Below are 24,826 nucleotides of genomic sequence, written 5' to 3'. Positions count from 1 at the left end.
TTTTCAGCGGCCAAGAAATAGTCACGCCCGTACGTATCCGCAACGGCACAAACCCGTACTGTTTTCATCTCATTCCATCAGGATTCATCGCCATGTCTGATTTGCACGCTCGCACCATTCTCATCACCGGCGCTTCCGGCAATCTCGGTGCCGCCACCGCCCAGGCCTGCGCCGCACAGGGCGCACGCCTGGCGCTCACCGGACGCGATCCCGCCGCGCTTACCCGCCTGCAAGCGACACTCCCAGCGAACGTAGAATCCATCGCACTCGCTGCCGACCTGCTCGACGCCGCACAGGTCACCGCGCTCGTGCAGCAAATTGTCGAGCGATTCGGCGCCCTACATGGCGTTGCCAATCTCGTCGGCGGCTTTAGCATGGGGCCAGCCATTCAAGACACGACCGACACCGCTTGGAACGCAATGCTCGACCTCAACGCCCGCAGTGCCTTTCACATCGCCCGCGCCGTAGTGCCGCATCTCCTCACAACCGGTCACGGCAGTCTCGTCAACATCGCGGCGCGAGCGGCAACACGCGGTATCGGCCATCTGGGGCCGTATTGTGTCGCAAAAGCAGCGGTCATCACGCTCACCGAAACGCTTGCCGATGAACTCAAAGCCAGCGGCATTCGCGCTAACTGCGTCCTCCCGGGTACGCTCGACACCCCCGAAAATCGCGCCGCCATGCCCGATAGCGATCCCGCGACTTGGGTGAGCTTAGAGGCGCTGGCCGATGTCATCGTATTTTTGCTATCAGATCGTGCTCGCGGCATCACGGGCGCGGCCATTCCCGTTTACGGACGCAGTTGAGACAGATCGTGCTAGATCACGCTGACCACACCCAAACCGCAACCGTGCCGACTATGACGACGCACCGACCGCGCATGAATCAACCGCATCTTTGGCTCGCGCTCATCGCCGGACTGCTAACGCTGCCCGGTGCGCTGGCGCGACCAGAACTCGATGCCGCCATCCAAGCGCAACTTGTGGAAGCGGTCACCGCCGCCGTCGAACTCGACGCCTATCACGCCCGCTGTCGGAGCGACGGCTCGGGACGGCGCACCGAAAATCTCAACAAACTCATCGTCAGCAAACTGCGTCTGACGATTCTCAGCGTTCAAGACGATTTTTTCCCCGAACGCAGTTATCGCCGCACACAAGAACGCCTCGAACGCGACTTTATCGAGCAATTGCAAGCCGTCGGCGGCTGTGCAGGCGCTAAAACCTCGCCGCTGCCCGACACCTTGCGTCAACGCTATGACACCGCACTCGAAGCGATTCGCCGCTTGCCCTAACACACATCTTGCACCGCAGCATCTGCCGATTCGTGTTCGGCAGATGCGGGCGTGGTGCTTTACAGCCGCCGGTTTTTTGGCATATAAATAACAACCATTCTTATTTATGTCCCAAAATCATTCGGAGCAGCGCCCGTGAAACCATCCGCCCTCGCCACTGCTATCGCCCTCACACTGACGGCTCACGCCATTCAAGCCAGTGACGCTGAAGCAGCGCCAGCTTGGTATCAAAACCTCGAAATGACCGGCCTGATCGAAGTCGAAACCAGCTATATCGCACCAGAAAACGACCCAAGTACCAGCGACCTCGTGCTCGCCACCGCCGAATTAGGGATACGTTCCAAAGTTCACGCTTGGGTTGAAGCGGGCATCACGTTTCTTTATGAACAGGATGTAACTGATCTCGAAGTCGATACCGCCTTTGTCACGCTGGCTAACGCCGCCGTCTCGCCGCTGTTTCTCACTGCCGGTCAACTCTACGTGCCGTTTGGTGTGTACGATAGCAACTTGGTTTCAGATCCGTTGACGCTCGAACTCGGCGAGACCCGTGAGACTGCATTGCAACTTGGTTTTGAGCAACAGGGCTTCGCTGGTAGCGTTTACGTGTTCAATGGCGATCATAATGTTGACGGTCGAGATCGGGTTGCAAGCTGGGGCGCAACGCTCGGTTTTGCCCACGAACAAGCTGATCGCGCTTGGTCAGCGAGCGTCGGCTATCTCAACGATCTCGGCGAATCGGACACACTACAAGAAACCATTGCAGCAAATCGTGTCAGCGCCAATGCGTTCGATCCAACGGTGAGCAGCGATCCGAGCGAGCGCACCGGCGGCTGGACAGCACAGGCCGGAGCACGTTTCGGTGGTTTGACGCTGATCGGCGAATATCTCACTGCCGCCGAGGACTTCGACCCCACTAGCCTCGCTTTCGGCACGCAGGGCGCACGTCCGGCGGCGTGGAATCTCGAAGCCGGTTATCGCTTCAGCCTCTTTGGGCGCGAATCGGGCATTGCTGTTGCCTATCAAGGCACCCGCGAGGCGCTGGCGCTCGAACTGCCCGAAGAACGCTGGGCGCTGGGCTGGTCGATTACACTTTTTGAGGGCACCGCGCTGGGATTGGAATGGGCGCATGACCGCGATTACGCCACCCGCGACGGCGGCTCAGGGCAGTCGGCGAACACCGTCACCGCGCAGTTAGCGGTCGAATTTTAGCCGTCATCATCTCGACGACGATGCGGTCACGCGCTGACCGCATCGCCGCCTTCAGATCGATTTCATCCTGTGAAAACAGCGAAAAACTGACGCCCATACAGTACCTTCCACGCACCTACACTGACATCGTGCGATTGCAATGCGAATTGGCACTAGCCACAGCATCTGGTTAGCGTTATACTTTTTTCACACTACATCTTGTGCCCGCACCCGCGGGCGCTTTGCGTTCCGGCTACTCGCAAAGGGTCTGATTTAGAACGAAAAGCGCCCGGCGACCCCCGAATCGGCAGCGCCCGCTTCGCGACACCTTGCAACAACCAAGTAACAACTGAGACCGACGATGACCCATCACCTGCACTCCCCAACCCCACCGAGCCGCGTGCTCAAGCGCGACGGGCAGGATGTGCGTTTTGATGCCAGCAAGATCGAATCGGCGATCCGGCGGGCCGGTCAAGCCAGCGGCGAGTTTGGAACCGCTGAAGCCAGTTTGTTGACAGCGCAGGCGATCAAGGTGCTGGCGCATCGGTTTAGCGATGGGCGGCTGCCGGATATTGAAAATATTCAAGACATTGTCGAACAAACGCTAATTGCAGCGAATCATTTTGAAACAGCGCGGGCCTATATTATTTATCGTGAGCAACGTAAAAAATTGCGCACTGATAGCCGCACGGTGGTCGATGTTGGCAGTTCGATCAATGAATATCTCGACCGCTCGGATTGGCGTGTTGCCGCGAATGCCAATCAAGGCTATTCGCTCGGTGGGCTGATTCTTAATACATCTGGCAAAATGATCGCCAATTATTGGCTCAATCATGTTTATCCGCCCGAAATCGGCACCGCACACCGCGAAGGTGATTTGCATATCCATGATTTAGATATGCTCTCTGGCTATTGCGCTGGTTGGTCATTGCGCACCCTGCTCTATGAAGGACTCAATGGCGTGCCGGGTAAAGTCGAGGCCGCGCCACCGAAACATATGTCTTCGGCGATTGGGCAGATCGTCAATTTTCTCGGCACGCTACAAAATGAATGGGCGGGCGCACAGGCGTTTTCCAGCTTTGACACCTATATGGCACCCTATGTGCGTGTTGATAAGCTGCCCTATAAACAGGTCAAGCAATATATTCAGGAATTGATTTATAACCTGAATGTGCCGTCACGCTGGGGAACGCAATGCGTTGATGCTGAAACCGAATGTTTAACTGAACACGGCTGGAAGCGTTATGACCAGATTCAACCCGGCGAAAAGATCGCAACCTTTGATTATCGCAATAATCGGCTGGAATATTTGGAGCCATTAGCGATTACTGCTTATGACTTTGATGGCGATATGTATGTATTGCGTAATCGCACGCAAGAACAATGGATTACACCGCGTCATAAAGTGGTGCGCAAGGTATTCAACAGTGACAATCACTGGGTACTTGAAGAGATTGAGCAGGTCGCCGCATTAAAATCCCCTGTTATTATTCCTAATGCGTGGGAAACGTCGTCTGAATCTGAAATCGACGACAAGCTTGTCATGTTGCTGGCTTGGATTGTTGCTGAAGGTCACGTTGATGTCAGCAATGGCCAAGCGCGTATTCATTTGTTGTCATCGCTTGGCAATGCAGAACATGCGGCAGAGATTGAATGGTTGCTGCATGAGCTAGGATTAAGCTGGGATCGTCATGAGCGCACTGGCACTGATGCAAATGCTCCAATTTATCGCTATGGTTTGCGTCAAGACGCAAGCGAATTTGTGCTCGGCTATTTAGAGCGCAAATGCGTCCCTGATATGATTCGCACGCTCTCAGCGCGTCAAATCCGCTTGTTCCTTGAAACCTATATAAAAGGTGATGGGCATATTGAAGAAAATGGACACGCACGAATTGATACTAAAGATCGTGATACTCTCGATGCGCTACAAGAATTATGTGCGCTTGCCGGTTATGGCAGCACGATACACACGCGCAAAGATTCAGGCGTGCATGTGCTGAATATTGTGCGCAATCGTGAGACCTATATTCAACTGATTGAGCGCAAACCCTATCAAGGTAAAGTCTGGTGTCCGACCACACGCAACGGCACCTTTGTTGCGCGTCGGCGCGGCAAGACTTTTATTACTGGGAATACACCATTTACAAATTTAACCTTCGATTGGGTTTGCCCAGACGATTTGCGCGAGCAAGTGCCGATTATTGGCGGTGTTGAGCAGCCATTTACCTATGGCGAGCTGCAAGCCGAAATGGATATGATCAATCGCGCCTATATTGAAGTAATGACTGAAGGCGATGCGAAGGGGCGCGTGTTTACGTTTCCAATTCCAACCTATAATATTACCGATCACTTTCCCTGGGAAAGTGAAAATATAAACCATCTGTTTAAAATGACGGCAAAGTTTGGACTTCCCTATTTTTCCAATTTTATATCCTCCGATATGGAACCGCATATGGTACGCTCTATGTGCTGTCGCTTGCGATTAGATGTTTCAGAATTATTGAAACGCGGCAATGGTTTATTCGGTTCAGCCGAACAAACTGGATCATTAGGCGTGGTGACGATCAATTGCGCCCGCTTGGGTTATACCCATCGCGGTGATGAAGCCGGTTTGATGGCGCGATTAGATGAATTGCTCGACATCGCTCGCAATAGCTTGGAAATTAAACGCAAAGTCATTCAGCGCCACATGGATGCTGGATTATTTCCCTATACCAAACGTTATTTAGGCACCTTGCGTAATCATTTCTCGACCATCGGCGTCAATGGTATCAATGAGATGATCCGCAATTTCACCCGCGATGCTGAGGATATTACAACGCCCAAAGGTCACGATCTCGCCTGCCGACTGCTCGACCGTGTGCGGGTACGGATGGTCGAGTTCCAAGAGATGACGGGCAATTTGTATAACTTGGAAGCAACGCCGGCTGAAGGGACGACCTATCGCTTTGCGCGTGAGGATCAAAAACGCTTTCCTAACATGCTCCAAGCGGGCACGCACGAAACGCCTTATTACACGAATAGCTCGCAGTTGCCGGTTGGCTACACCGACGATCCGTTCGAGGCGTTGGCGATGCAGGAGACGCTTCAGAGCAAGTACACCGGCGGCACGGTGCTGCATCTATATATGAGCGAGCAGATTTCTTCGACTGAAGCCTGTAAGCGGCTGGTGCGGCGGGCGCTGGAGAATTTCCGCCTGCCCTATATCACGATCACGCCGGTGTTCTCCATCTGTCCCAAACATGGCTATATCGCCGGTGAGCATCAATTTTGCCCAATCTGCGATCAAGAGCTGATTGCGCGTAAGCGCCAAGCACAGTGCGCAAGTGCCGACTGCCAGCCACCGCTGTTGAACTAATTACACCGAACCCGAACGGCTGGCGGCGACCGTTTTTTAAAGCGATCTTGCCCTAGCTCACGGCCCGCGACTCGTCGCCCCAGCGCGGCGAGCGATCATCAAGACGCATCGAAGTCAAGGAGAATGCGCAAATGAACGACACCCTCGAACTCAAAACCGAAGACCGGACACCCTGCGAAGTGTGGACTCGCGTCATGGGCTATCACCGTCCCGTTGCGGCCTTTAATGTTGGCAAGCAGGCCGAACATGCCGAGCGGTGCTATTTCAGTGAGCAACCACGCGGTTCACTGCGCCAGCAAGATCAGCGCGTCGCGGCCTGAGCTGCGACCTGTTCCGAGCCGTCTGCGTGACGGCTGGATTATCCCGCTCTGACCCGTTCCTATGCTTGACCGCATCCCCACTGCCGCGCCCGATTCGCTTCAGATTGCCGACCGGCTGCGAATCGGCGGCTTGACGCGCCTGACGACCATTGATTATCCGGGTGAACTGGCCGCCGTAGTCTTTTGTCAAGGCTGTGCATGGCGCTGTCGTTATTGTCAAAACGGCGATCTGCTTGAAGCGGCTGCCAGCGAACAGTTGATCGCTTGGGCCGATCTTCACGCTTTTTTGCGCCAGCGCGTCGGTTTACTCGATGCGGTGGTGTTTAGCGGTGGCGAGCCGACGCTGCAAACGGCGCTTGGCGCGGCCATGATCGAGCTGCGCGTGCTGGGCTACAAAATCGGGCTGCATACTAATGGCGCATATCCTGAGCGCCTGCATCAGCTACTGCCGCTGATTGATTGGATCGGACTGGATATTAAAGCCCTGCCCGAAGAGTATCCGGCACTCACTGGCGGGCCACATTCGGGCGAACAGGCGTGGGCAAGTCTGGCGCTATTAGTCGCATCTGGGGTTAAGCTCGAAGTTCGCACCACGCTGATGCCCGATTGGACGCCGGATTATCTGCGTACATTGAGCCACGAGCTGGCCGCTCATGGTGTGCAACACTATGCGTTGCAAGTCTGTGCAACCCAGCGGGCACTAGATCCGAAGCTGCCCAGCTATGCCGTCACACCACGCGAGCTGGTGACAGCGGTTGATGCGTCGTGTTTTGAGCGTCTTGAGATTCGCGGACTGTAACGCCGACGCTTGGCACGAACCGCCGCGTTCGGCTTCCGCGCCACCCTGAGGACATCCGCCGTGCTCGCCATCCTCGCCATCACCGCTCCGATTTTTCTGCTCATCGCACTGGGCTTTGTCGCGGTGCGTCAAGCGTGGATGCCCCGCGAAGGCGCGGTCGCCATGAGCCGCTACGTACTGCTGTTTGCCCTGCCCGCGCTGCTATTTGACACGCTCTCTAAACGCTCGCTTGACAGCATTGTGGTGCCGGATTTTCTGCTCGTTTATGTCAGTGCCTCACTGCTCACCTATGGTATCGGCGTAGCAGTCGCATCGCTGGTGCGGCGCACTTCGCCACTCGATAACGCCTTTTTTGGCATGGGGCTGTCGATGTCGAACAGCAGCTATATCGGCTATCCGCTGGTGGCGCAGTTGCTGGGCGATGCGGCGCTGATTGCGGTGGTGATGGCGATTCTGACCGAAGTGCTGCTGATTCTGCCGCTGACGCTGATGCTGACCGAGTTTCACCGTGAGCGCGGCCGCGACAACATCCTGCGGACACTGGGGCGCGTGCTCCGCACTGTGGGGACGAATCCGATTCTGCTGGCTATTGGCGCGGGGCTGCTGTTTGCCGCGCTCGATTGGCGGCTGCCGCTGGCGCTGGATCGCACCATTGCGTTACTGGCTGGCTCGGCGGCGGTGGTGGCGCTGTTTGCCATCGGCGGCAGTCTGGCCGGCCAGCGGATGCGCGGGGCACTCGGCGCAGCGACGGCGATTGCGGCCGGTAAGCTGGTGCTGCATCCGCTGGTGATGTTTGGTCTATTGCTGCTGGTGCCGACGCTCGATCCAACCCTCGGTCAAGCGGCGCTGATTTTGGCCGGATTGCCGATGGTCACAATCTTTCCGTTGATTGCGCAACGCTATGGTCAGGGTGAAATCCCCGCAACCGCGCTGGTGCTCACAACATTATTAGCCTTTGTGACGCTGAATCTGGGGCTGTGGCTGTGGGGAATTGGCGTGGTGCGTTAATTCAATCTGAACACACCACGCAATTGATCGGCGCGATTGATCCGAGCGTTATTCCGTGCGCGGCGGCGGCCCGAACATCCCATCAAAATCACCGCTATCGAGCAAACTCGATCCACCTGATTCCGGTAGCACGATTTCAGTCGGCGCGGTCACAATTGGCGACCGATCCAAGCCCCAATTAACTAATTGCGGAAACGCAATAATCAGCGTCACCATCAAGACTTGAATCCCCAAAAAGGGCACCGCCCCCCAATACAGATCGGTTGTGCGCACCGACGCTGGCGCAACGGAGCGCAAATAAAAGAGCGCAAAGCCAAACGGCGGGTGCATAAAGCTGGTTTGCATATTAACGCCAATTAACACCCCAAACCAGACTAAATCAATGCCGAGTTTTGCCGCTACTGGCGCAAGTAATGGCAGAATAATAAAAGCGATCTCAAAAAAATCGAGAAAAAATGCCAGCACAAAAACCAGCGCATTCACGAAAATCAAAAAGCCAAGCGCCCCGCCTGGTAAAGCGGTCAAAAGATGCTCAACCCATAAATCACCATCAACGGCACGAAAAGTCAGACTAAAAACACTCGCGCCGATCAAAATAAAAATCACAAAGCTGGTAATACGTGCAGTTGACGCCATTGATTCAGTGAGCATGGTGCGCTTGAGCCGACCTTTGAATGCCGCCAACAGCAACGCCCCGACTGCCCCCATTGCACCGCCTTCTGTGGGCGTCGCCCAGCCGATAAAGATCGTCCCCAAGACCAGAAAAATCAGCACCAACGGCGGTAGCAGCGCCAACACCACACGCCGCGCCAACGCACGACCCCGCAGCGTCCGCGCTTCCAGCGGCAATGCTGGTGCGCGTTCTGGCCAAATCAGCGTATTCGCGAACACATACAGCGCATAAAATCCGGTCAGAATCAGCCCCGGCAACAGCGCCCCCTGATACATCTCACCCACAGAACGTCCTAACACATCGGCCATCACAATCAGCACCAGCGAGGGCGGGATGATCTGCGCCAGCGTGCCACTGGCCGCGATCACGCCGGTTGCGAGCCGAGGATGATAGCCATAGCGCAGCATAATCGGCAGCGAAATCAAGCCCATCGCGATCACTGTTGCCGCAACCACGCCCGTCGTTGCTGCCAACAATGCGCCGACGAAAATCACCGCATACGCCAGCCCACCGCGCACACTGCCGAAAATCTGGCCGACGGTATCGAGCAATTCTTCCGCGAGTCCACTGCGCTCTAAAATCAAGCCCATAAAGGTAAAAAACGGCACTGCCAGCAAAATTTCATTGCGCATGATGCCGAATACGCGATCCGGTAAAGCTTGCAAAAGCGCCGGCGTGAGCATTCCCAATTCAATTCCGATCCAGCCGAAGAGCATTCCGACAGCAGCGAGTGAAAATGCGACCGGATAGCCAATCAATAAAAATAGCACCAGCGCAAGAAACATCACTGGAGCCAGATTTGCAGCAAGCCAGTCAATCATATTAGTGCGCTCCGTTAGTGGCTTGCGGCAGCGGTAAATGACCGGTCAAGGCGGCTGCACCTTTAATCAATTCAGCCACGCCTTGTAGCGCGAGCAATCCGAAGCCGAGCGGAATCGCTAACTTCATCGGCCACCAAATTAGCCCACCTGGATTAACTGAGGCTTCATTTTGATGAAATGCAATCAGAAAATAATCCCAAGCATTGATCACAATTAATAGCGAAACTGGCAATAAAAATAGCAAAGCGCCAAGCATTTCAACCAGCACCTGTGCGCGTGGTGATAACCGATTATAGAGAATATCAACCCGCACATGCCCGCGCTCTTGTAGCGTCAGCGGTGCATAAAATAAAAAGATCAAGCCAAACATAAACCACTGCCCCTCGATCATGGCGTTAGACCCCCAATCGAGCATATAACGCAGTGTGGCAGACAGCGCACTCAAAAGCACACTGCCGAGCACTAACCAGCGGGTGAAATGACCGATGCTGCAATTAAGTCGATCAATCAACCGAGAAAAACTGAGTAATAACGCCATAGGCTGAAAAACTCCAACATCAGGGGCGAAATAGGATCATAGACAGTCGTGCAGTAAGCACCGCGTGAGCGGCAAAACGCTGCGCCTGCCGCATCAGGTACCGCGTCGCAGCGGCGGGTGCGACTTTACCGCGCCCACCTTCAGGCCGTATGCTGGTCAGCTTATCTGTTCATTGCGAGCTGTGCTTTAGGTTTTTTTGATGAAACTCGTCATCGATTTTCTGCCGATTCTGCTGTTTTTCGTTGCGTATAAATTCGCTGGCATTTACTGGGCGACCGCCGTAGCGATTGGCGCAACAGCCGCACAGGTTGCCTGGATGTGGATCCGACAGCGGCGCGTTGAGACTCTGCCGTTAGCGACGCTGGCGCTGTTAATCGTGTTCGGTGGGTTGACCATCGCGCTCCACGATCCGATCTTTGTAATGTGGAAACCCACGCTCGTTAATTGGCTCTTTGCGGCGGTTTTTATCGGCAGTCACTGGATCGGTGCGCGTCCACTGATCGAACGCATGATGGGACAAGCTGTTGTGTTACCGCCACCGATCTGGCGACGACTGAATGCACTCTGGAGCGGCTTTTTTATTGCGCTTGGCTTCGCCAATCTGTTCGTCGTCTATATCGGCAGTGGTTTTTATGACGCACATCAGGCGCTGCTTGCCGCGACCGGCGCAGCGGGCGTGGATCTATCCGCCTGCGCCACGCGCTATCAGGGTGCGACCTTAGAATTGTGCAACACGGCGCACGCCCGCGAGTCGATTTGGGTTGATTTCAAGCTCTTCGGTATGATGGGGCTGACACTCGCCTTTGTGATCGCGCAGACGGTGTATTTGGCCCGTCATGTCAAAGACGATCCGGCGGCGCATGCTCTGGAGACAGATTAAATGCTCTACGCCATTCTTGCGGTCGATCATCCCAACAGCCTCGCCGCCCGCCAGCAAGCGCGGCCGGCACATTTAGCGCGGCTGGAAGCCCTGCGCGATGCCGGACGGTTGCTATTAGCTGGCCCACATCCGGCGATTGATAGTCCCGATCCGGGCGCGGCTGGATTTAGCGGCTCGCTGATTGTAGCGGAGTTTGCTGATCTCGCAGCGGCGGAAGCGTGGGCGGCGGCTGACCCCTATCAGGAAGCGGGCGTTTATTGCGCAGTCAGTGTCAAACCATTCAAACACGTTCTCCCTTAAATTGTTACAGGATTGCAAGTCTATGAAAAAGATGTCCGTGTCATGGCTATTCTGTGCGCTGCTGATCAGCGGTAGTGTATTCGCTGAAGATGCACCGGAAGTCAATTCACCTGAGACGCTGATTGCGACCGTCAATGGCACACCCTATCGGCTTGATGTCTTCCGCGTCTTTTTAATGGAGCGGCTGCAAAGTATTCAAGGCAATGCCGATCAAGCAGCACAACAGCAAATTTTTGATGAGTTTATGAATTTGATCGTCGCTTCCCAAGAAGGGGATCGCCGTAAACTCAGCGATGAGCGCAGCGTAGTTGCGGCGATGGAATTAGCGCGGTTAAAAGTCATGTCGAATGCTGGCTTATCAGCAATGGCTAACGACATCGAAACCACCGAGAAAGAATTAAAAGAAGCGTATGAACGTATCAAAAAACAAGCCGTTCGCACCGAATACAAAGCTCGTCATATTTTGCTCAAAGACGAAGAGCAAGCGAAAAAGCTGATTAAACAGCTTGATAAGGGCGCGAAGTTTGAAGAATTAGCGAAAAAGCATTCGGAAGGCCCAACTGGTAAAGATGGCGGTGATTTAGGTTGGTTCGATCCGGCGCAAATGGTCGCACCCTTTGCGGAAGCAGTGACGAAATTGGAACCGGGTAGCTATACGAAAGAGCCGGTGCATACGCAATTCGGTTGGCATATTATCGAATTGCAAGAGACACGCAAAGCTGAACCGCCGTCATTTGAAGCGGCTAAACCGCAATTAACCGCACTCGTTAAGCGGCAAAAGCTTGGCGAAAAGCTAACCAATATGCGCAATAACGCGAAAGTTGATTTGAATGAATCAGTGGTGCGGATGCAATCGGAAGCGGATGCTGCGAAAGATGGAGCGGAAAAAAAGTAAAGATTGCATCTAGCAATTGCTACTGTAGGCAGCGATGGGTTTTAGTGCTAAATCCATCGCTTTCTTAACTAGCATTCTATTTGCATTATCTGTACCGCATAAAATTGACTTTGTCGCTTTTTCGCATTGTTATTTCAGGTATTCACCGCGCCCCATACACCACAATTGTCTTACCCTTCACCCCAACTAATCCCTGTTCTTCCAATGTTCTGAGTACACGCCCGGCCATTTCCCGCGAGCAGCCGACAATACGGCCAAGCTCTTGGCGCGTGATGCGAATTTGCATTCCGTCTGGATGAGTCATGGCATCCGGTTGTTTACATAAATCGAGCAGCGTGCCGGCAATCCGTCCAGTCACATCAAGAAATGCCAAATGCCCGACTTTGCGGCTCGTTGTTTGTAAGCGCACGGACAGTTGCGCACCGAGACTGTAGAGAAAATCTTTAGCGACATCAGCGAGTTCATCCTCTAACAGCCGGTCGAGTCGTTGATAACTCACCTCAGCAACTGTACATTTGGTGCGGGTGCGCACAATCACACTTCGCGCATTCTGCGGCACAAATAATCCCATTTCGCCGATAAATTCGCCTTTGTTAATATAGGCGAGCATCAATTCATGCCGTTCTTCTTCATCGAACATCAGCGCCGCAACCGAACCGTCAATTAAATAATAGAGACTTTCAGCCGCCTGACCTTGACGGATAAAATCAATATGCTTTTCATAATGTTTGGTATGGCATTGGGCTAAAAATGGTTTCAACCATCGGGGTTCGTCCTTAGATAGTGTCTGAATCGTCATGGCGCGACCTAATCATAAAATAGACGGACAGCGGTGGTGCTGCAATGCGAGCACATGCAATCAGCATGATGCAACATTTGGAGCGACTAAAGCGGCAAGCATGTGGTGCAAGATTCCCAAAACCTTGCCCGGTTGGTCAATCATATATTCATCCAGATCAATCACAACTGTTGTGTGTTCGAGCGTTAGAAATTTCCATGCTGTTCCTGTTGTTACAACACCATACAGCGTTTTGATAGGCGTCTGTTCTGTGCTGTTGAAACAGTGAGCAGCGACCATTTCAGCAATACATTGACCAAGTCCGCTAATGATATTTTCATTTTTAGCTTCAACAATCACAATTACCGGCGCATTAAGCATGAGCTGTTGTGGTGAGGCACTAATAATAAAATCGCAAAATCCGTTTAAACCGTGTTGTTTATCAACATTAAATTCAATCCCAGAAAATAAGCTGATGCGATGCTGGAGCTGTTTGCGCAATTCAACGAGCATTGGGGCAATAATCAGTTCAGAACGCGCTTTTTCGGTATTGATCCCGCGTGCTAAGGGGACGGTTTCAGCCAGCAGTTCGGCAAAGGCTGGACGGATAGCGACGGCTGGAACGGCGGCAAAAACACCTTGACGCTCACGGATGTGAACGCCCAGTTGTTGTTTAACTGTGCGTAAATCAAAATCACGATAAGACATAGTTGGGCCTAGACTTGCTTTTTACCGCATTTCGAGTATACAGCCATCACGATTGATTTGCTTGTAACACGCTCTGTAAAGCGAGGTCACTGATGAAAGCACGGGTGAAGTGGATTGATGGGGTTGCGATGCTGGGCGAATCCGGCTCAGGGCATGGCGTGGTGATGGATGGGCCAGCGGAACTCGGCGGGCGCAATGTTGGGGTGCGACCGATGGAAATGTTGTTGCTGGGGTTGGGCGGCTGTACGCAATTTGATGTGCTGTTAATTTTACGTAAGGGGCGTCAGCAGGTTACGGATTGCGTGGTTGAATTAGCCGCTGAACGCGCTGAACAAGATCCAAAAATCTTTACGGCTATTCATGTGCATTTTATTGTCACCGGACGCGATCTGGATCCGAAGCGCGTTGCACAGGCAATTCGTTTGAGCGCGGAAAAATATTGCTCGGCGTCGATTATGCTCAGCGCGACGGCAACCATAACGCATGATTTTGAAATTCGCGCCGCGCCCTGATAGAGATTCGCTGCCGTGAATAGGATGCGGTAATTAAATCCAGTAGGCAGTACGGGTCATAATCCGTGAAGTCAATTGCATCAGGTGCCGAATCGGGGCGGGCAAATCCGCGCCGCCTGCTGATTTAGCGACCTGTGCATGATGAATTTCATCGGCTTTCATCTGTTCGAGAATCGCTCGGCTTTTTGCGTCCTGTGCCGGAATTTGCGCTAAATGCTCATCGAGATGATCTTCAACTTGGCGCTCGGTCTCGACAACAAATCCCAAACTCCATTTATCCCCAGCCAGCCCAGCAACCGCGCCCAGCGCAAAAGAACCGGCATACCAGAGCGGATTGAGCAGGCTTTTGCGGTCGCCGAGTTCTTCGAGCCGCTCTTCGCACCACGCGAGATGGTCATTTTCTTCCTTCGCCGAGCGTTCGAGCCGCTGGCGCGTTTCGGGCAGCTTGGCGGTGAGCGCCTGCCCTTGATAGAGCGCCTGAGCGCAGACTTCGCCCGTGTGATTGATGCGCATCAGTCGGGCGACATGGCGGCGCTGATCGTCGCGTAGTTCGGGTTCGGATACGGTCGCCGCTGGATTGGTGCGCTCGGTGAGACGCGGACGACCAAACACGGTGCGTAGCGCCTGATCGGTGTTGATGAGCAGGTGATCGAGCGGGCTGTAGCGGCGATGAGCGGAATGTTGGCGGTTAATCATCAAAATCCCTCAAATAATCAAATAGATGGAGACGGAAGCTGGCGGGCCAGCAGCTCGACTGGATGACACACGTCGATCATTAAACCCGATTCGCGCACGCCGGCGAGTAGATGCAGCGCACAGCCCGGATTGGTGGTCACGATCACATCCGGCTTCAAGCTGCGCAGATGGTGTAATTTCGCATCGAGCAACGCGGCGGCTTGTTCCGGCTGTTGCAATAAATAGGTACCAGCCGCGCCGCAACACTGCGCATTGTCCGGCAGCGGTGCGACCGTGAGCGCCGGAATCCGCGCCAGCAGCCGATACACCGCCGCATTGCCGCCGAGTAGTCGTCGATGTGAACAGGGTTCATGCACCAGCACGCGCTGTGCAAGTGGTTGCAGGTGTAGCGTGTCCGGCCAGGGCAGGCGGTCGAGGTAGTCACAGACCTCAGCCGTGGCCGTGAGTTCGGGATGTTGGCGCAATTCGGCGACGCAGGCACTGGACACGCCGACCAGCGGGCGACCGCCGTGTACCTGCGCACACTGGTCGCGGGCGCGATCCGCCGCTTCGGGAAAGCCGTTATGTCGCTGCATCGCGCCACAGCACACCGCTTCGGGAGCAAGATGCACGCGCTGTCCGAGTCGTTCACAGAGCGCAACTGTTGCCGCCAGCGCACCGCCCTGCGCACTCGCGCCCGAGCAGCCGAGGAAGAGATCGAGATCCGTGTGTTCCGATGCGTTCGTCGTCGGTGGCGCGGGGATGATAGTACGCGCTGTGATCGCCAATGAACGCAACAGCCGCAGTGCTGCGGTGAGGGTGCGAACGTGTGGAATCGCGCCAAGATAACGCGCTAAACCGCTCGCCTCCAACACCCGCGCCAACCGTCCCAGCGCATTCATCAGTCGCGCATTGGACAGCGCCCGTACTGTGCCCTGCATCCCAATACGCTGCCAGACTGAAGCTGCGTGCATCCGTTGCGCCCGCGCTCCGTCCATCAATTCACCATAGGCCACCAGCGACGGACAGGCCGCCTCGCACGCCCGACAGAGTAAGCAGCGGTCGAGATGCGCGGCCAACTGTGGCGTCATGGCTAATTGACCCGTCAACCAGCCTTGAATCAACGCGATGCGGCCGCGTGGCGAATCAGCCTCAGTACGTGTGGTCGCATAGGTCGGACAGTGCGGCAAACAATAGCCGCATTTCACGCATTGATCGGCAAGCTGTAGCAGCGTCTGGGGCGAAGGTCGCGGCGCGAAAGGCAACGGCGACGGCGTAACCTGAGTGTTCAAAGCGGACTCGTGACAGTGAGAAAGCAAGAGGGCGGGCGGTGATCGCACCGCGAGCGCATGGTACCCTAATCACCGTCAAGCTGACGAAACGACAACAGTTCCATCACTTTCCGCTCCCGCTTCCCGACGTTTCGAGGTCGATTCATGGCGCACTACAGTCACCACATTTTCTTCTGCACCAATCGGCGCGAAGATGGCCGTCAATGCTGCGCCCAATCGAACGCCTCGCACATGCGCGACTATCTCAAGCGCCGTGCTAAAGATGTTGGGTTAGCGGGTGCCGATGGCGTGCGCGTCAACACGGCTGGCTGTCTCGGGCGCTGTGTTGCTGGGCCAACGCTGGTGATTTATCCCGATGCGATTTGGTACACCTACGCCAACGAACAGGATCTTGACGAGATTTTAAGCGAACATCTGCAAGCTGGGCGTGTCGTCGAGCGCCTGCGCTTGCCGGATTGATTCCAGATTGATTTTAGATGGATTGACCCGATGACGCGAATCGAGGCTTGCACGGCGGCAGCGGCTCGCGTATGATTCGCGGTCTTTCCCGTAGCGGACAAACGATTACACGGCCTGCGCGCTGATTACCGTGCGCGGCCCTCCCGGAGCGATGGAACATGACGACGACTGTTAGCGCCAAGCCCGCCGAGGTTCGCCGCGCTTGGTATTTAGTAGATGCCGAAGGCAAAACCCTCGGACGTCTGGCCAGCGAGTTAGCGCGCCGCCTGCGTGGCAAACACAAACCGCAATATACCCCACATGTGGATACAGGCGACTATATGGTAGTCGTCAATGCCGAAAAGATCCGCGTGACTGGTAACAAGCTGCAAGACAAGATGTATTACCGTCATACCGGGTATGTCGGTAATCTGAAAGAAACCAATTTAGAAAAGCTGTTACAGACGACCCCAGAGCGGGCGATTCAGATCGCCGTTAAGGGCATGTTGCCGCGTGGCCCGCTCGGTCGCGCTATGTTCAAAAAGCTGCGCGTCTATGCTGGCCCGCATCATGAACATCAGGCACAACAGCCGCAAGTTCTCGAACTCAACGTTTAGGAATCAGACGCATGTCGGAGACACAACTCGCCACTGGTCGTCGCAAGACCTCCGCCGCACGGGTGTTCCTGTCGCTGGGATCGGGCAACATTACCGTCAACAACCGTCCGCTGGATGAATATTTTGGTCGTGAGACCGCCCGCATGGTCGTGCGTCAGCCGCTCCAAACTGCTGGGTTAGCGGATCGCGTCGATGTCAAAATCACGGTGCGCGGTGGTGGTAACACCGGACAAGCCGGTGCGATCCGTCATGGCATCGCTCGGGCGCTGGTTGAATATAATGAAGAACTGCGTAGCCCGATGCGCCGTGCTGGATTCCTGACTCGCGATGCCCGCGAAGTCGAACGGAAGAAAGTCGGTCTGCACAAGGCGCGTAAGCGTCCGCAGTACTCCAAGCGTTAATTTTTTATCGCTGCGAGATCGTTTTTCTGGGGAATCGTCTAACGGCAGGACAGCGGACTCTGACTCCGTCAATCTAGGTTCGAATCCTAGTTCCCCAGCCAAACATAAAAAACAAAAAAGCCTAGCTGTGAAGCTAGGCTTTTTTGTTTTGTTCTGAACTATCAGATAGTGATAAATTTGTTAACAAAATCTACTAAATTATACCGTTTTGTTAACATGAAAAACACTTGACACCCTTCAGTAGCTGGCGCATGTTTCCAGATGCTCGATAACCAAGCGCATCGGTCTTTAACACGTTTGAGCATCGGGTTTCCAGCACGACTTGCTGCTGGTGTAAAACTCAAAGCATCCATTAGACCGTTTTGCGTCTGTGCATGGTACAGACTTTGCCGGATGGGGCCATGTGTGACCAAACACGTTCGCGTTAACAGGTGTTAACGAAAATCCATCAGTGCATGCGTCTAACGTCACTACCAGTATTGCCCGCTGGATGCTGACCGCTGGCAGCCCTTCCCCTTTGTCACTATACTCACTGACCCGGATCGAACGCTGATCGCCGCCGCTCGGTTAAAGCCCCAGCTCCCATGCCTTCCCCGTCCGCTCCCCATCGCGCCCTGAGCGAGCGCGTCAACACCTTCGGTCAATATCTGTTGAAGCGTTACGGTCAGCGGGTGCATAAACTCGCGCTCAACGCTGGTTTTACCTGTCCGAACCGCGACGGCACCAAAGGACATGGCGGCTGCACCTTTTGCAATAACGTTTCCTTCGGCCCGAACGCCGGACGTTCGCCGGAAATCGACCCGCAACTCGACGCCGGACGCAGTGTGCTGGCCAAGCGCACCGGAGCGCGGCGCTTCATGGCCTATTTTCAGACCTACACCAACACCTACGATGAAATCGCCGTCCTGCGCGACCGCTATGATAGTGCGCTTCAGCATCCTGATGTCGTCGGGCTATCGGTCGGCACCCGACCCGACTGCGTGCCCGATGCGGTGCTCGATCTGCTGGCCAGCTATCGCGCACGCGGCAAAGAGGTCTGGTTAGAACTCGGCTTGCAGTCGGCCAATGATGCGACCCTAGAGCGCGTCAATCGCGGTCATGGTTTTGCGGAATACCGCACCGCCGTCACTGCGGCGCATCGACGCGGCATTCCAGTCTGTGCGCATCTCATCGTCGGCTTGCCGGGCGAAGGCGCTGCCGAAACCCTGACCACACTCGACCGCGTGCTTGAAGTCGGCGTTGAAGGGCTGAAAATCCATCCACTGCATGTGGTGCGTCAGACACGGCTGGCGCTCGACTGGCGACGCGGTACCTACACGCCACTGGAACTCGATGCGTATGTGCATCTCTGTGCTGATCTGGTCGAACGCACACCGGCCAGCGTGATCTATCATCGGCTGACCGGAACGGCCTCGCGTGACATCTTGCTCGCGCCCGATTGGTGCAGCCGCAAATGGGCGGTGCTCAATGCCATCGAAGCTGAATTATTCCAACGCGGCACCCGTCAAGGCGACCGCGCCGACACCCTAGCGACCTATCGACTCGTCAATACTGCTTGACCCACGGGGGAATTTAAATCTCATGGAGCTTGTCTGTCCCGCCGGCAATCTGCCGATGCTCAAGGCGGCTGTCGATCATGGTGCCGATGCTGTGTATATCGGTTTTCGTGACGATACCAATGCCCGTCATTTTGCTGGCCTCAATTTCAATGATAAGCAGATCGCCGAAGGCGTGAAATACGCCCATGATCGGCGCGTCAAGGTGTTCGTGGCCATCAACACCTATGCTCAACCGAATGGCTGGGAACGCTGGACGGCGGCAGTGGATCGCGCTGCGGGCTTCGGCGTTGATGCCATTATCCTCGCCGATATGGGCGTACTCGATTATGCTGCTGAACGTCATCCGAACGTGAATTTGCATCTATCGGTGCAGGGATCGGCGACTAATCCGGCAGCGATTGGTTTTATGCAACGTCATTTCGGGATCAAGCGCGTGGTGGTGCCACGGGTGCTCTCGTTGCCACAGGTCGCGCATCTGATTGCAGAGACCACGGTGCCGGTCGAGATTTTCGGCTTCGGCAGCCTGTGCGTGATGGTTGAGGGGCGCTGCCTGCTGTCGTCCTATGCCAGCGGCCAATCACCGAACACCTTTGGCGCGTGCTCACCGGCATCGCATGTTGAATGGCGCGACACCGCACAGGGTCAGGAAACGCGCCTCGGTGGGGTGCTGCTCGAACGGCGGGCGCATGGTGAAGCGGCGGGCTATCCGACGATTTGCAAAGGGCGTTATCGCGTTGAAGGTGAATTGCGCCACGCCATTGAAGAGCCGACCAGTCTCAATACGCTCGATATTTTGCCGGATATTTTAGCTGCTGGTGTCAGCGCAATTAAAATTGAAGGTCGCCAACGTAGCACGCGCTATGTCACTCAGGTAGCAAAAGTCTGGCGCGAAGCAATTGATAGCTGCAAACGCAATCCGCAGGCATTCCGCCCAAAAGAAAGCTGGAATCAAATTCTGGCGCAGGTCTCAGAAGGGGCGCAAACAACGATTGGCCCTTACGAGCGTACTTGGCATTAATTGCTTTTTTTGAACCGCAAAGCACGCAAAGAACACAAAGAATATTAAAATTTAAGTTAAGTTAATTTAAGCTTATTTAAATTTTGTGTTCTTTGCGTGCTTTGCGGTTCAATCAAATCTTCGCAGTTCAATCAATCACACTTTTCAACCGACGCCCTTTAACCCCTCATGTCCGATTTGAATCATTCCGCTCCGCGTCTGTCACTCGGCCCGATTCTCTATCTCTGGCCGCGTGAACAGGTCTTTGATTTTTATGCCGAGCTACTCGAAACGCCGGTCGATGTCATTTATCTTGGCGAGACGATTTGTTCTAAACGCCGTCAGCTTAAACCCGAGGATTATTGGGAATTAGCCGAGCGCGTCATTGCTGCGGGCAAACAAGCGGTGATTTCAACGCTGGCGCTGATTGAATCCGATGGCGAATTAAAAACTCTCAAGCGGATTTGTGCTGACCAGCGGTTTATGATCGAAGCTGGTGATTTAGCTGCGCTGGATTTTTTAGAGGGTCGTTCCTTTGTCGCTGGGCATTCGATCAATCTTTATAATCAGCGCACGCTGGCTTTTTTGGCGGCACGCGGTCTCAAACGATGGGTAATGCCGGTCGAATTAGGGCGAGCGACCGCAGCGGATTTATTACAGCAACGTCCCGAAGGCGTCGAGTGCGAGGTATTTGCCTTTGGTCGGCTGCCGCTGGCCTATTCAGCACGCTGTTTTACGGCTTATAACCGAGGGCTAGGCAAAGATAACTGTGAATTTTGCTGCGGTGATTATCCCGATGGGCTAACCGTGACAACGCAGGAAGGCCAGGAATTTTTGAGCCTGAATGGTATTCAAACCCAATCGGCAAGCACCCATACATTACTCTCGGCGTTAGATGAAGTGCGGGCGCTGGGCGTAGATATATTGCGCATCAGCCCGCAATCACAGCATACGGCTGAAGTTGTGCGCACCTTTGCCTCCTGTCTCAATGAGGAGCTTGATGCGGTGGAAGGCACCGCACGTTTACGCGAGTGGGCACCATCCGGTTTATGTGATGGGTATTGGACGGGGCAGTCGGGTTATCGCGTTGGGTTGCCGGGTTAGCGGCAATTATATTAGCTCGCGTCCCGTGCGATTTTCTGCGTATTTCCGCGCATTCAGCGGCTTTACTATTTTCTAGTCACAAAGCTCCCGCTTTGTGACTTCTATTAAAGCTGTCGGCTAGAAGCTGATAGCTGACAACTCTCCATCACTCGCGCCGCGTGACAATCGCCTGCCGCACACCGCGCCCGATTAAACCAACAACCTCAAATTCCAGCCCTGACCAATACACCCGATCCCGCAAACGCGGCGGTCGGCCTAATTCGCTGAGAATTAAACCCGAGACCGTATCGACTTCGGGATTCTCTAATTCCACGCCAGTAATATCGCCGAGGGTGTCGAGTCGCACGGCACCCTGCACAATATAACGATCCGGCCCAGCGGGAATAATATCCGGCACATCATCTGCACCCTCTTCAATATCCCCGACTGCTTCGGCACAAATATCTTCAATCGTTAAAATACCCGCCGTGCCGCCGTGTTCATCCATCACCACAATCATTTGATTATGGGTGCGTTCAATTGCGCTTAAAACATCATCCAGCGTCGCAGTTTCCGGTACATAGGCTGTTTCGCGCACGACATTGGGCTGCATTCCGCGCCGCTCCGGGAATAAGCGCAAGACATCTTTAATATGCACCGTGCCGACGATGTGATCGAGGTCATCTTGATAGACCGGATAGCGCGTGTGGCGGTAGCGTTGCACGATCTCGCGCAATCGCGCATCGCTGGCGTCACACGGAATACCGTGGGTGCGCACCCGAGGTACCATCGCCTCGACTGCGGTAATCGCGCTGAAGTCGGCCAGTTCGCGGAAGATGCGCCCACTTTCTTCGCTCATTAGCCCCACAGCTTGACTTTCGCGGGCAATGGATTCGAGTTCTGCCGGAGCGAGATAATGTTGCGCACTGCGTCCGCGTTCGATGCCAACGCGCCGCAGTAAAAAATTGCCCAGCAGATTGAGCGCCCGCGTCAACGGATAGAGCAAGACGCCGATCACGCGCAAACTCGGCAGCACCCAGAGCGCCACGCGCAGCGCGTCGTTGAGCGCCAGCGCCTTCGGGATCATCTCGCCGAGCACGATATGCAGATAGGTGATCGCGGCAATCGCCAGCACCGAGGCCACGCCGTGTGCCGTGAGCAGCGCATCACTAGCTGCCATCCCCGCCAGCAGCAGACCCTGTTCAACATACAGCGCCAAACTGTGCTCGCCATACATGCCCAGCCCGAGACTGGCAAAGGTGATGCCCAGTTGCGCGGTCGCTACAGCGCGGTCGAGTTGTGCCGGATCGTCGAGTGTGCGCAGCAGGCGTCGCGCCACACGATCACCGCCCTCGGCGCGGGCAGCCAGTGCCGCACGCGGTGCGCCGATCATGGAAAATTCCGCTGCGACAAACAGCCCGTTGAGCGCCACCAGCACCACAATCACCAGCAGCATCCAGACAAATTCAAGCATAACGTGTCCTCGTCGGCGACGGCAGGCGGTCGATGAGTACCGATTCAATCGCCGCACCGTCCAGCCGCTCGATCTCGAATGTCAGATCATCCTGACGCAGTGAGCAGCGCCCTTCGGGGATGGCGTCGAGCTGTTCGAGCAGCCAGCCGGCCAGTGTTTCCGCTTCGCCGCGCTCCCAGTGCTCCCAGTGATCGAGACCTTCGTTAGCCGCCCAGTCGAGCACTTCGTCAAGCGGCAGGCGTCCGGGCAGTCGCCAGCGCCCGTCAGACAGGCGCGTCGGTTTGAGCACTGGATTGGATTTGAATTCATCGGACAGTTCGCCAAGCAGTTCGCGGATGATGTCCTCCAGACTCAGCAAGCCTTCAAGATCGCCATATTCATCGACCAAAATAGCAATGCGAGCGCGGCGCTCACGCATCTGGCCGAGGGCGCGGTCGATGGTCAGGCTGCTGGGCAGCGTCAGCAGTGGGCGCACTAGCGCCCGCAAATCTTCCAGTCGGCTACCGGCAGCGATGGCAATGGCAACATCTTTGAGATGGAGATAGCCAATCGGGTCATCGAGTCCGCCTTCATGAACCAGCAGCCGCGTGTAAGGGCTGGCGTCGAGCCGTTCTAGCAGATCATCCAGTGGCGCACTAAGGTCGAGGCTGACGATGCGGCGACGCGGCACCATGAGCTGACGCACGCGATGCCGCCCGAGTTGCAGGGCTTCGCGCAGGCGTTCGCTCTCTTTATCTTCGAGCAAGCCACCGGCGCGGCTTTCGCGGATCAGCAGGTCAATTTCTTCGGGTGCGTGAACATGGCGATGACTGGATTCGGCGCTTACACCCAGTCGGCGCAAAATCTGCGCGGCACTGCCGTTGAGTAGGCAAATAAAGGGCGCAAACAGCGTCAACGACCAGCGCAGCGGCCAATAGGTATAAAGCGCCGTGCCGACCGGATACTGCAGGGCGATGGTTTTGGGGATTAGTTCGCCGAGCACGACTTGCGTCACGGTCAACAACACCAGCGTGATGAGCGCGGCGAGCGCGTGGGCGCTGAGGGACTCAAGTTCGGTATGGGCATCGAGCAGCGTGCCGAGCGCGAGGCCGACGGTCGCCTGACCGAATGCGCCAAGCACGAGGCTCGAAAGCGTGATGCCGATTTGACAGGCGGCGATATAGTGATCGAGGCGTTTGGTGTCACGCAGGATCGGCAGCACACCGATGGCGAGGCGATGGCCGTCAAGGGCGAGTTGTTCAACGCGGGTTGCGCGTGCGCCAACTAGGGCAAATTCGGCAGCAACATAGAGGGCGTTGACGAGGATCAGCAAGACGATGATCAGAGTGGTGGTCACGATCATCGCCGGTTTTCTCCAGCGTGCCAGCAGTGGGCATCAAGGCAGGTGTTAAAACTGTCTGGGTCGTCCGAGTCTTCGGAGGCCATTGGGAAAATGTCAGTCCTGAGTGGATAACAAGAACGTCGCAGTTTAACGCAGGGGCTTGTCGGGGCGAAAGCGTGGGGGGCCGGTTAGCCAGGGCGATCGCGCTATCAGAGTATTGACAATCATCAGTTGAGCAGGTAGCCAAGTACCTTTTGTCTCGACGCCTGAGCCGCCGATGTCACCGAAATTGTTAGATCCCCGTCCGTACTTTGCTGATCTTGCCGATCCACGTCGCGAAACGCGTAACAAGTTGCACTCCCTGCACGACATTCTGATGATTGTGCTGTGTGCCGTCCTCAGTGGCATCGAGGACTGGGTGGGCATGGAAACCTTTGGCAAGGAGAAGGAAGCGTGGTTGCGCACCTTTCTGACGCTTGCCAACGGAATTCCCTCGCACGACACCTTGAGCGATGTGATCGGTCGACTCAACCCGGACACCTTTGCCGAGGCGTTCCAGGCCTGGGCGACGGCGGCCTTGGCTGGGTTATCCGGTGAGCAGGTGTGTGTGGACGGCAAGACGTTGCGTGGCAGTCGCGATGGGGCAACGCCGGGCGTGCACCTCATCAGCGCCTTCGCGAGCCGTGCCCGTTGGGTGTTGGCCCAGCAAACGGTCGGAGAGAAAACCAATGAAATCACAGCGATTCCGGATCTCCTCGGGCTGCTGGATCTACACGGGGCGACCGTGAGCCTAGATGCCATGGGTTGTCAAAAAGCGATTGCCCGCACCCTCGTGGCGGGCGGAGCTGACTACGTCCTAGCGTTGAAAGATAACCATCCGACGCTGCATGCGGAAGTGAC

At 55.4% G+C, this 24,826-nt stretch carries 26 protein-coding genes and 1 tRNA gene; 19 read left to right on the top strand and 8 right to left on the bottom strand.

The genetic code is table 11. The annotated features are described in order from the left end of the window. Positions 1-92: 92 nt before the first annotated feature. The 7 genes from BLW10_RS09960 (at position 93) to BLW10_RS09930 (ending at position 7,964) form a co-directional block, all read left to right on the top strand. Positions 93-806 (top strand): SDR family oxidoreductase, encoded by a 714-nt coding sequence (locus BLW10_RS09960; protein WP_091334375.1) that lies wholly within the window; start codon positions 93-95, stop codon positions 804-806. 8 nt (positions 807-814) lie between these two features. Further along, positions 815-1,291 carry a hypothetical protein gene (locus tag BLW10_RS09955; RefSeq protein WP_245709313.1) on the top strand — a complete coding sequence of 159 codons (477 nt, stop codon included), beginning with the start codon at positions 815-817 and terminating at the stop codon, positions 1,289-1,291. Positions 1,292-1,426: 135 nt separating this feature from the next. Further along, entirely contained in the window at positions 1,427-2,500 is a 1,074-nt protein-coding gene (locus tag BLW10_RS09950) for an LbtU family siderophore porin (RefSeq protein WP_091334373.1), read from the top strand. Between the two features lie 340 nt (positions 2,501-2,840). Further along, complete coding sequence (locus tag BLW10_RS09945) at positions 2,841-5,837, top strand: ribonucleoside triphosphate reductase (protein ID WP_091334371.1); 2,997 nt, start codon at positions 2,841-2,843, stop codon at positions 5,835-5,837. A gap of 131 nt (positions 5,838-5,968) precedes the next feature. Next, a complete protein-coding gene (gene nrdD / locus BLW10_RS09940; RefSeq protein ID WP_091334369.1) occupies positions 5,969-6,157 on the top strand; it encodes an anaerobic ribonucleoside-triphosphate reductase in 189 nt (62 codons plus the stop codon). A gap of 61 nt (positions 6,158-6,218) precedes the next feature. Beyond that, entirely contained in the window at positions 6,219-6,956 is a 738-nt protein-coding gene (locus tag BLW10_RS09935) for an anaerobic ribonucleoside-triphosphate reductase activating protein (protein ID WP_091334367.1), read from the top strand. 60 nt (positions 6,957-7,016) lie between these two features. Then, positions 7,017-7,964 carry an AEC family transporter gene (locus BLW10_RS09930; protein ID WP_091334366.1) on the top strand — a complete coding sequence of 316 codons (948 nt, stop codon included), beginning with the start codon at positions 7,017-7,019 and terminating at the stop codon, positions 7,962-7,964. 48 nt (positions 7,965-8,012) lie between these two features. Here the strand turns inward: BLW10_RS09930 and BLW10_RS09925 are convergent, their stop codons facing one another. Then, positions 8,013-9,458 carry a TRAP transporter large permease gene (locus BLW10_RS09925; RefSeq protein ID WP_091334365.1) on the bottom strand — a complete coding sequence of 482 codons (1,446 nt, stop codon included), beginning with the start codon at positions 9,456-9,458 and terminating at the stop codon, positions 8,013-8,015. Position 9,459: 1 nt separating this feature from the next. Further along, the gene (locus tag BLW10_RS09920) at positions 9,460-9,996 is read right to left on the bottom strand and encodes a TRAP transporter small permease subunit (RefSeq protein ID WP_091334363.1); all 537 of its coding nucleotides are present in this window, start codon (positions 9,994-9,996) and stop codon (positions 9,460-9,462) included. A gap of 199 nt (positions 9,997-10,195) precedes the next feature. On the opposite strand from BLW10_RS09920, the gene BLW10_RS09915 reads away from it, so the two are divergent. Genes BLW10_RS09915 through BLW10_RS09905 form a run of 3 tightly spaced genes read left to right on the top strand, consistent with a single transcriptional unit; the run spans position 10,196 to position 12,071 of the window. After that, on the top strand, positions 10,196-10,876 hold the full coding sequence (locus BLW10_RS09915; RefSeq protein WP_091334362.1) for an inner membrane-spanning protein YciB: 681 nt from the start codon (positions 10,196-10,198) through the stop codon (positions 10,874-10,876). Beyond that, positions 10,877-11,176, top strand: coding sequence for a YciI family protein (locus tag BLW10_RS09910; RefSeq protein ID WP_091334360.1), 300 nt, complete (start codon positions 10,877-10,879; stop codon positions 11,174-11,176). 22 nt (positions 11,177-11,198) lie between these two features. Beyond that, the gene (locus tag BLW10_RS09905) at positions 11,199-12,071 is read left to right on the top strand and encodes a peptidylprolyl isomerase (protein WP_091334359.1); all 873 of its coding nucleotides are present in this window, start codon (positions 11,199-11,201) and stop codon (positions 12,069-12,071) included. Between the two features lie 142 nt (positions 12,072-12,213). Here BLW10_RS09905 and crp read toward each other — a convergent pair whose 3' ends face one another. Together crp and BLW10_RS09895 are read right to left on the bottom strand one after the other, a co-directional pair. Then, complete coding sequence (gene crp / locus BLW10_RS09900) at positions 12,214-12,870, bottom strand: cAMP-activated global transcriptional regulator CRP (protein ID WP_091334358.1); 657 nt, start codon at positions 12,868-12,870, stop codon at positions 12,214-12,216. Between the two features lie 60 nt (positions 12,871-12,930). Further along, positions 12,931-13,557: a hypothetical protein gene (locus BLW10_RS09895; protein WP_091334356.1), complete on the bottom strand. Its 627-nt coding sequence runs from the start codon at positions 13,555-13,557 to the stop codon at positions 12,931-12,933. A 92-nt stretch (positions 13,558-13,649) separates the two neighbouring features. Here BLW10_RS09895 and BLW10_RS09890 point away from each other — a divergent pair, with 92 nt between their 5' ends. After that, entirely contained in the window at positions 13,650-14,069 is a 420-nt protein-coding gene (locus tag BLW10_RS09890) for an OsmC family protein (RefSeq protein ID WP_091334355.1), read from the top strand. Positions 14,070-14,102: 33 nt separating this feature from the next. On the opposite strand, the gene coq7 is transcribed toward BLW10_RS09890, so the two are convergent. Together coq7 and BLW10_RS09880 are read right to left on the bottom strand one after the other, a co-directional pair. Continuing rightward, entirely contained in the window at positions 14,103-14,765 is a 663-nt protein-coding gene (gene coq7 / locus BLW10_RS09885) for a 2-polyprenyl-3-methyl-6-methoxy-1,4-benzoquinone monooxygenase (RefSeq protein WP_091334353.1), read from the bottom strand. A gap of 17 nt (positions 14,766-14,782) precedes the next feature. Next, a complete protein-coding gene (locus tag BLW10_RS09880) occupies positions 14,783-16,036 on the bottom strand; it encodes a (Fe-S)-binding protein (RefSeq protein ID WP_091334352.1) in 1,254 nt (417 codons plus the stop codon). Positions 16,037-16,180: 144 nt separating this feature from the next. Between BLW10_RS09880 and BLW10_RS09875 the strand changes: the two genes are divergently transcribed. The 7 genes from BLW10_RS09875 to ubiV all read left to right on the top strand — a co-directional run bounded on the left by BLW10_RS09875 (position 16,181) and on the right by ubiV (position 21,152). Next, a complete protein-coding gene (locus BLW10_RS09875; RefSeq protein ID WP_091334350.1) occupies positions 16,181-16,495 on the top strand; it encodes a (2Fe-2S) ferredoxin domain-containing protein in 315 nt (104 codons plus the stop codon). A gap of 158 nt (positions 16,496-16,653) precedes the next feature. Beyond that, the gene (gene rplM, locus BLW10_RS09870; protein WP_091334348.1) at positions 16,654-17,091 is read left to right on the top strand and encodes a 50S ribosomal protein L13; all 438 of its coding nucleotides are present in this window, start codon (positions 16,654-16,656) and stop codon (positions 17,089-17,091) included. Positions 17,092-17,102: 11 nt separating this feature from the next. Beyond that, positions 17,103-17,492 (top strand): 30S ribosomal protein S9, encoded by a 390-nt coding sequence (gene rpsI, locus BLW10_RS09865; RefSeq protein ID WP_091334347.1) that lies wholly within the window; start codon positions 17,103-17,105, stop codon positions 17,490-17,492. 27 nt (positions 17,493-17,519) lie between these two features. Next, a tRNA-Gln gene (locus BLW10_RS09860) sits at positions 17,520-17,593 on the top strand. A 483-nt stretch (positions 17,594-18,076) separates the two neighbouring features. After that, a complete protein-coding gene (gene mnmL / locus BLW10_RS09855) occupies positions 18,077-19,051 on the top strand; it encodes a tRNA modification radical SAM protein MnmL/YtqA (RefSeq protein WP_091334345.1) in 975 nt (324 codons plus the stop codon). Positions 19,052-19,073: 22 nt separating this feature from the next. Continuing rightward, a complete protein-coding gene (gene ubiU / locus BLW10_RS09850) occupies positions 19,074-20,069 on the top strand; it encodes a ubiquinone anaerobic biosynthesis protein UbiU (protein ID WP_091334344.1) in 996 nt (331 codons plus the stop codon). A gap of 168 nt (positions 20,070-20,237) precedes the next feature. Beyond that, positions 20,238-21,152, top strand: a complete 915-nt coding sequence (gene ubiV / locus BLW10_RS09845) for a ubiquinone anaerobic biosynthesis protein UbiV (RefSeq protein ID WP_091334342.1) — start codon at positions 20,238-20,240, stop codon at positions 21,150-21,152. Positions 21,153-21,297: 145 nt separating this feature from the next. Here the strand turns inward: ubiV and BLW10_RS09840 are convergent, their stop codons facing one another. Together BLW10_RS09840 and BLW10_RS09835 are read right to left on the bottom strand one after the other, a co-directional pair. Beyond that, complete coding sequence (locus BLW10_RS09840; RefSeq protein ID WP_091334341.1) at positions 21,298-22,605, bottom strand: hemolysin family protein; 1,308 nt, start codon at positions 22,603-22,605, stop codon at positions 21,298-21,300. Further along, the gene (locus BLW10_RS09835; RefSeq protein WP_091334339.1) at positions 22,598-23,947 is read right to left on the bottom strand and encodes a hemolysin family protein; all 1,350 of its coding nucleotides are present in this window, start codon (positions 23,945-23,947) and stop codon (positions 22,598-22,600) included. The genes BLW10_RS09840 and BLW10_RS09835 overlap by 8 nt, the downstream gene beginning before the upstream one ends. 256 nt (positions 23,948-24,203) lie before the next feature. Between BLW10_RS09835 and BLW10_RS09830 the strand changes: the two genes are divergently transcribed. Next, the coding region (locus BLW10_RS09830) for an ISAs1 family transposase (RefSeq protein ID WP_143117047.1) at positions 24,204-24,826 on the top strand (623 nt) is incomplete at its 3' end.

The sequence above is a fragment of the Allochromatium warmingii genome, assembly GCF_900107145.1.
GTDB classification, from domain to species: Bacteria; Pseudomonadota; Gammaproteobacteria; order Chromatiales; family Chromatiaceae; genus Thermochromatium; species Thermochromatium warmingii.
The sequence above is the reverse complement of the archived record's forward strand: the minus strand, read 5'-3'. Positions and strand labels throughout refer to the sequence as shown.

Bases quoted from the DNA above. Each gene is read 5' to 3' on its own strand.
- BLW10_RS09960 (WP_091334375.1), top strand. From the start codon at position 93: ATGTCTGATTTGCACGCTCGCACCATTCTCATCACCGGCGCTTCCGGC.
- BLW10_RS09945 (WP_091334371.1), top strand. From the start codon at position 2,841: ATGACCCATCACCTGCACTCCCCAACCCCACCGAGCCGCGTGCTCAAG.
- nrdD (WP_091334369.1), top strand. From the start codon at position 5,969: ATGAACGACACCCTCGAACTCAAAACCGAAGACCGGACACCCTGCGAA.
- BLW10_RS09935 (WP_091334367.1), top strand. From the start codon at position 6,219: ATGCTTGACCGCATCCCCACTGCCGCGCCCGATTCGCTTCAGATTGCC.
- BLW10_RS09925 (WP_091334365.1), bottom strand. From the start codon at position 9,458: ATGATTGACTGGCTTGCTGCAAATCTGGCTCCAGTGATGTTTCTTGCG.
- BLW10_RS09920 (WP_091334363.1), bottom strand. From the start codon at position 9,996: ATGGCGTTATTACTCAGTTTTTCTCGGTTGATTGATCGACTTAATTGC.
- BLW10_RS09915 (WP_091334362.1), top strand. From the start codon at position 10,196: ATGAAACTCGTCATCGATTTTCTGCCGATTCTGCTGTTTTTCGTTGCG.
- BLW10_RS09910 (WP_091334360.1), top strand. From the start codon at position 10,877: ATGCTCTACGCCATTCTTGCGGTCGATCATCCCAACAGCCTCGCCGCC.
- BLW10_RS09905 (WP_091334359.1), top strand. From the start codon at position 11,199: ATGAAAAAGATGTCCGTGTCATGGCTATTCTGTGCGCTGCTGATCAGC.
- crp (WP_091334358.1), bottom strand. From the start codon at position 12,870: ATGACGATTCAGACACTATCTAAGGACGAACCCCGATGGTTGAAACCA.
- BLW10_RS09895 (WP_091334356.1), bottom strand. From the start codon at position 13,557: ATGTCTTATCGTGATTTTGATTTACGCACAGTTAAACAACAACTGGGC.
- BLW10_RS09890 (WP_091334355.1), top strand. From the start codon at position 13,650: ATGAAAGCACGGGTGAAGTGGATTGATGGGGTTGCGATGCTGGGCGAA.
- coq7 (WP_091334353.1), bottom strand. From the start codon at position 14,765: ATGATTAACCGCCAACATTCCGCTCATCGCCGCTACAGCCCGCTCGAT.
- BLW10_RS09875 (WP_091334350.1), top strand. From the start codon at position 16,181: ATGGCGCACTACAGTCACCACATTTTCTTCTGCACCAATCGGCGCGAA.
- rplM (WP_091334348.1), top strand. From the start codon at position 16,654: ATGACGACGACTGTTAGCGCCAAGCCCGCCGAGGTTCGCCGCGCTTGG.
- rpsI (WP_091334347.1), top strand. From the start codon at position 17,103: ATGTCGGAGACACAACTCGCCACTGGTCGTCGCAAGACCTCCGCCGCA.
- mnmL (WP_091334345.1), top strand. From the start codon at position 18,077: ATGCCTTCCCCGTCCGCTCCCCATCGCGCCCTGAGCGAGCGCGTCAAC.
- ubiU (WP_091334344.1), top strand. From the start codon at position 19,074: ATGGAGCTTGTCTGTCCCGCCGGCAATCTGCCGATGCTCAAGGCGGCT.
- ubiV (WP_091334342.1), top strand. From the start codon at position 20,238: ATGTCCGATTTGAATCATTCCGCTCCGCGTCTGTCACTCGGCCCGATT.
- BLW10_RS09840 (WP_091334341.1), bottom strand. From the start codon at position 22,605: ATGCTTGAATTTGTCTGGATGCTGCTGGTGATTGTGGTGCTGGTGGCG.
- BLW10_RS09835 (WP_091334339.1), bottom strand. From the start codon at position 23,947: ATGATCGTGACCACCACTCTGATCATCGTCTTGCTGATCCTCGTCAAC.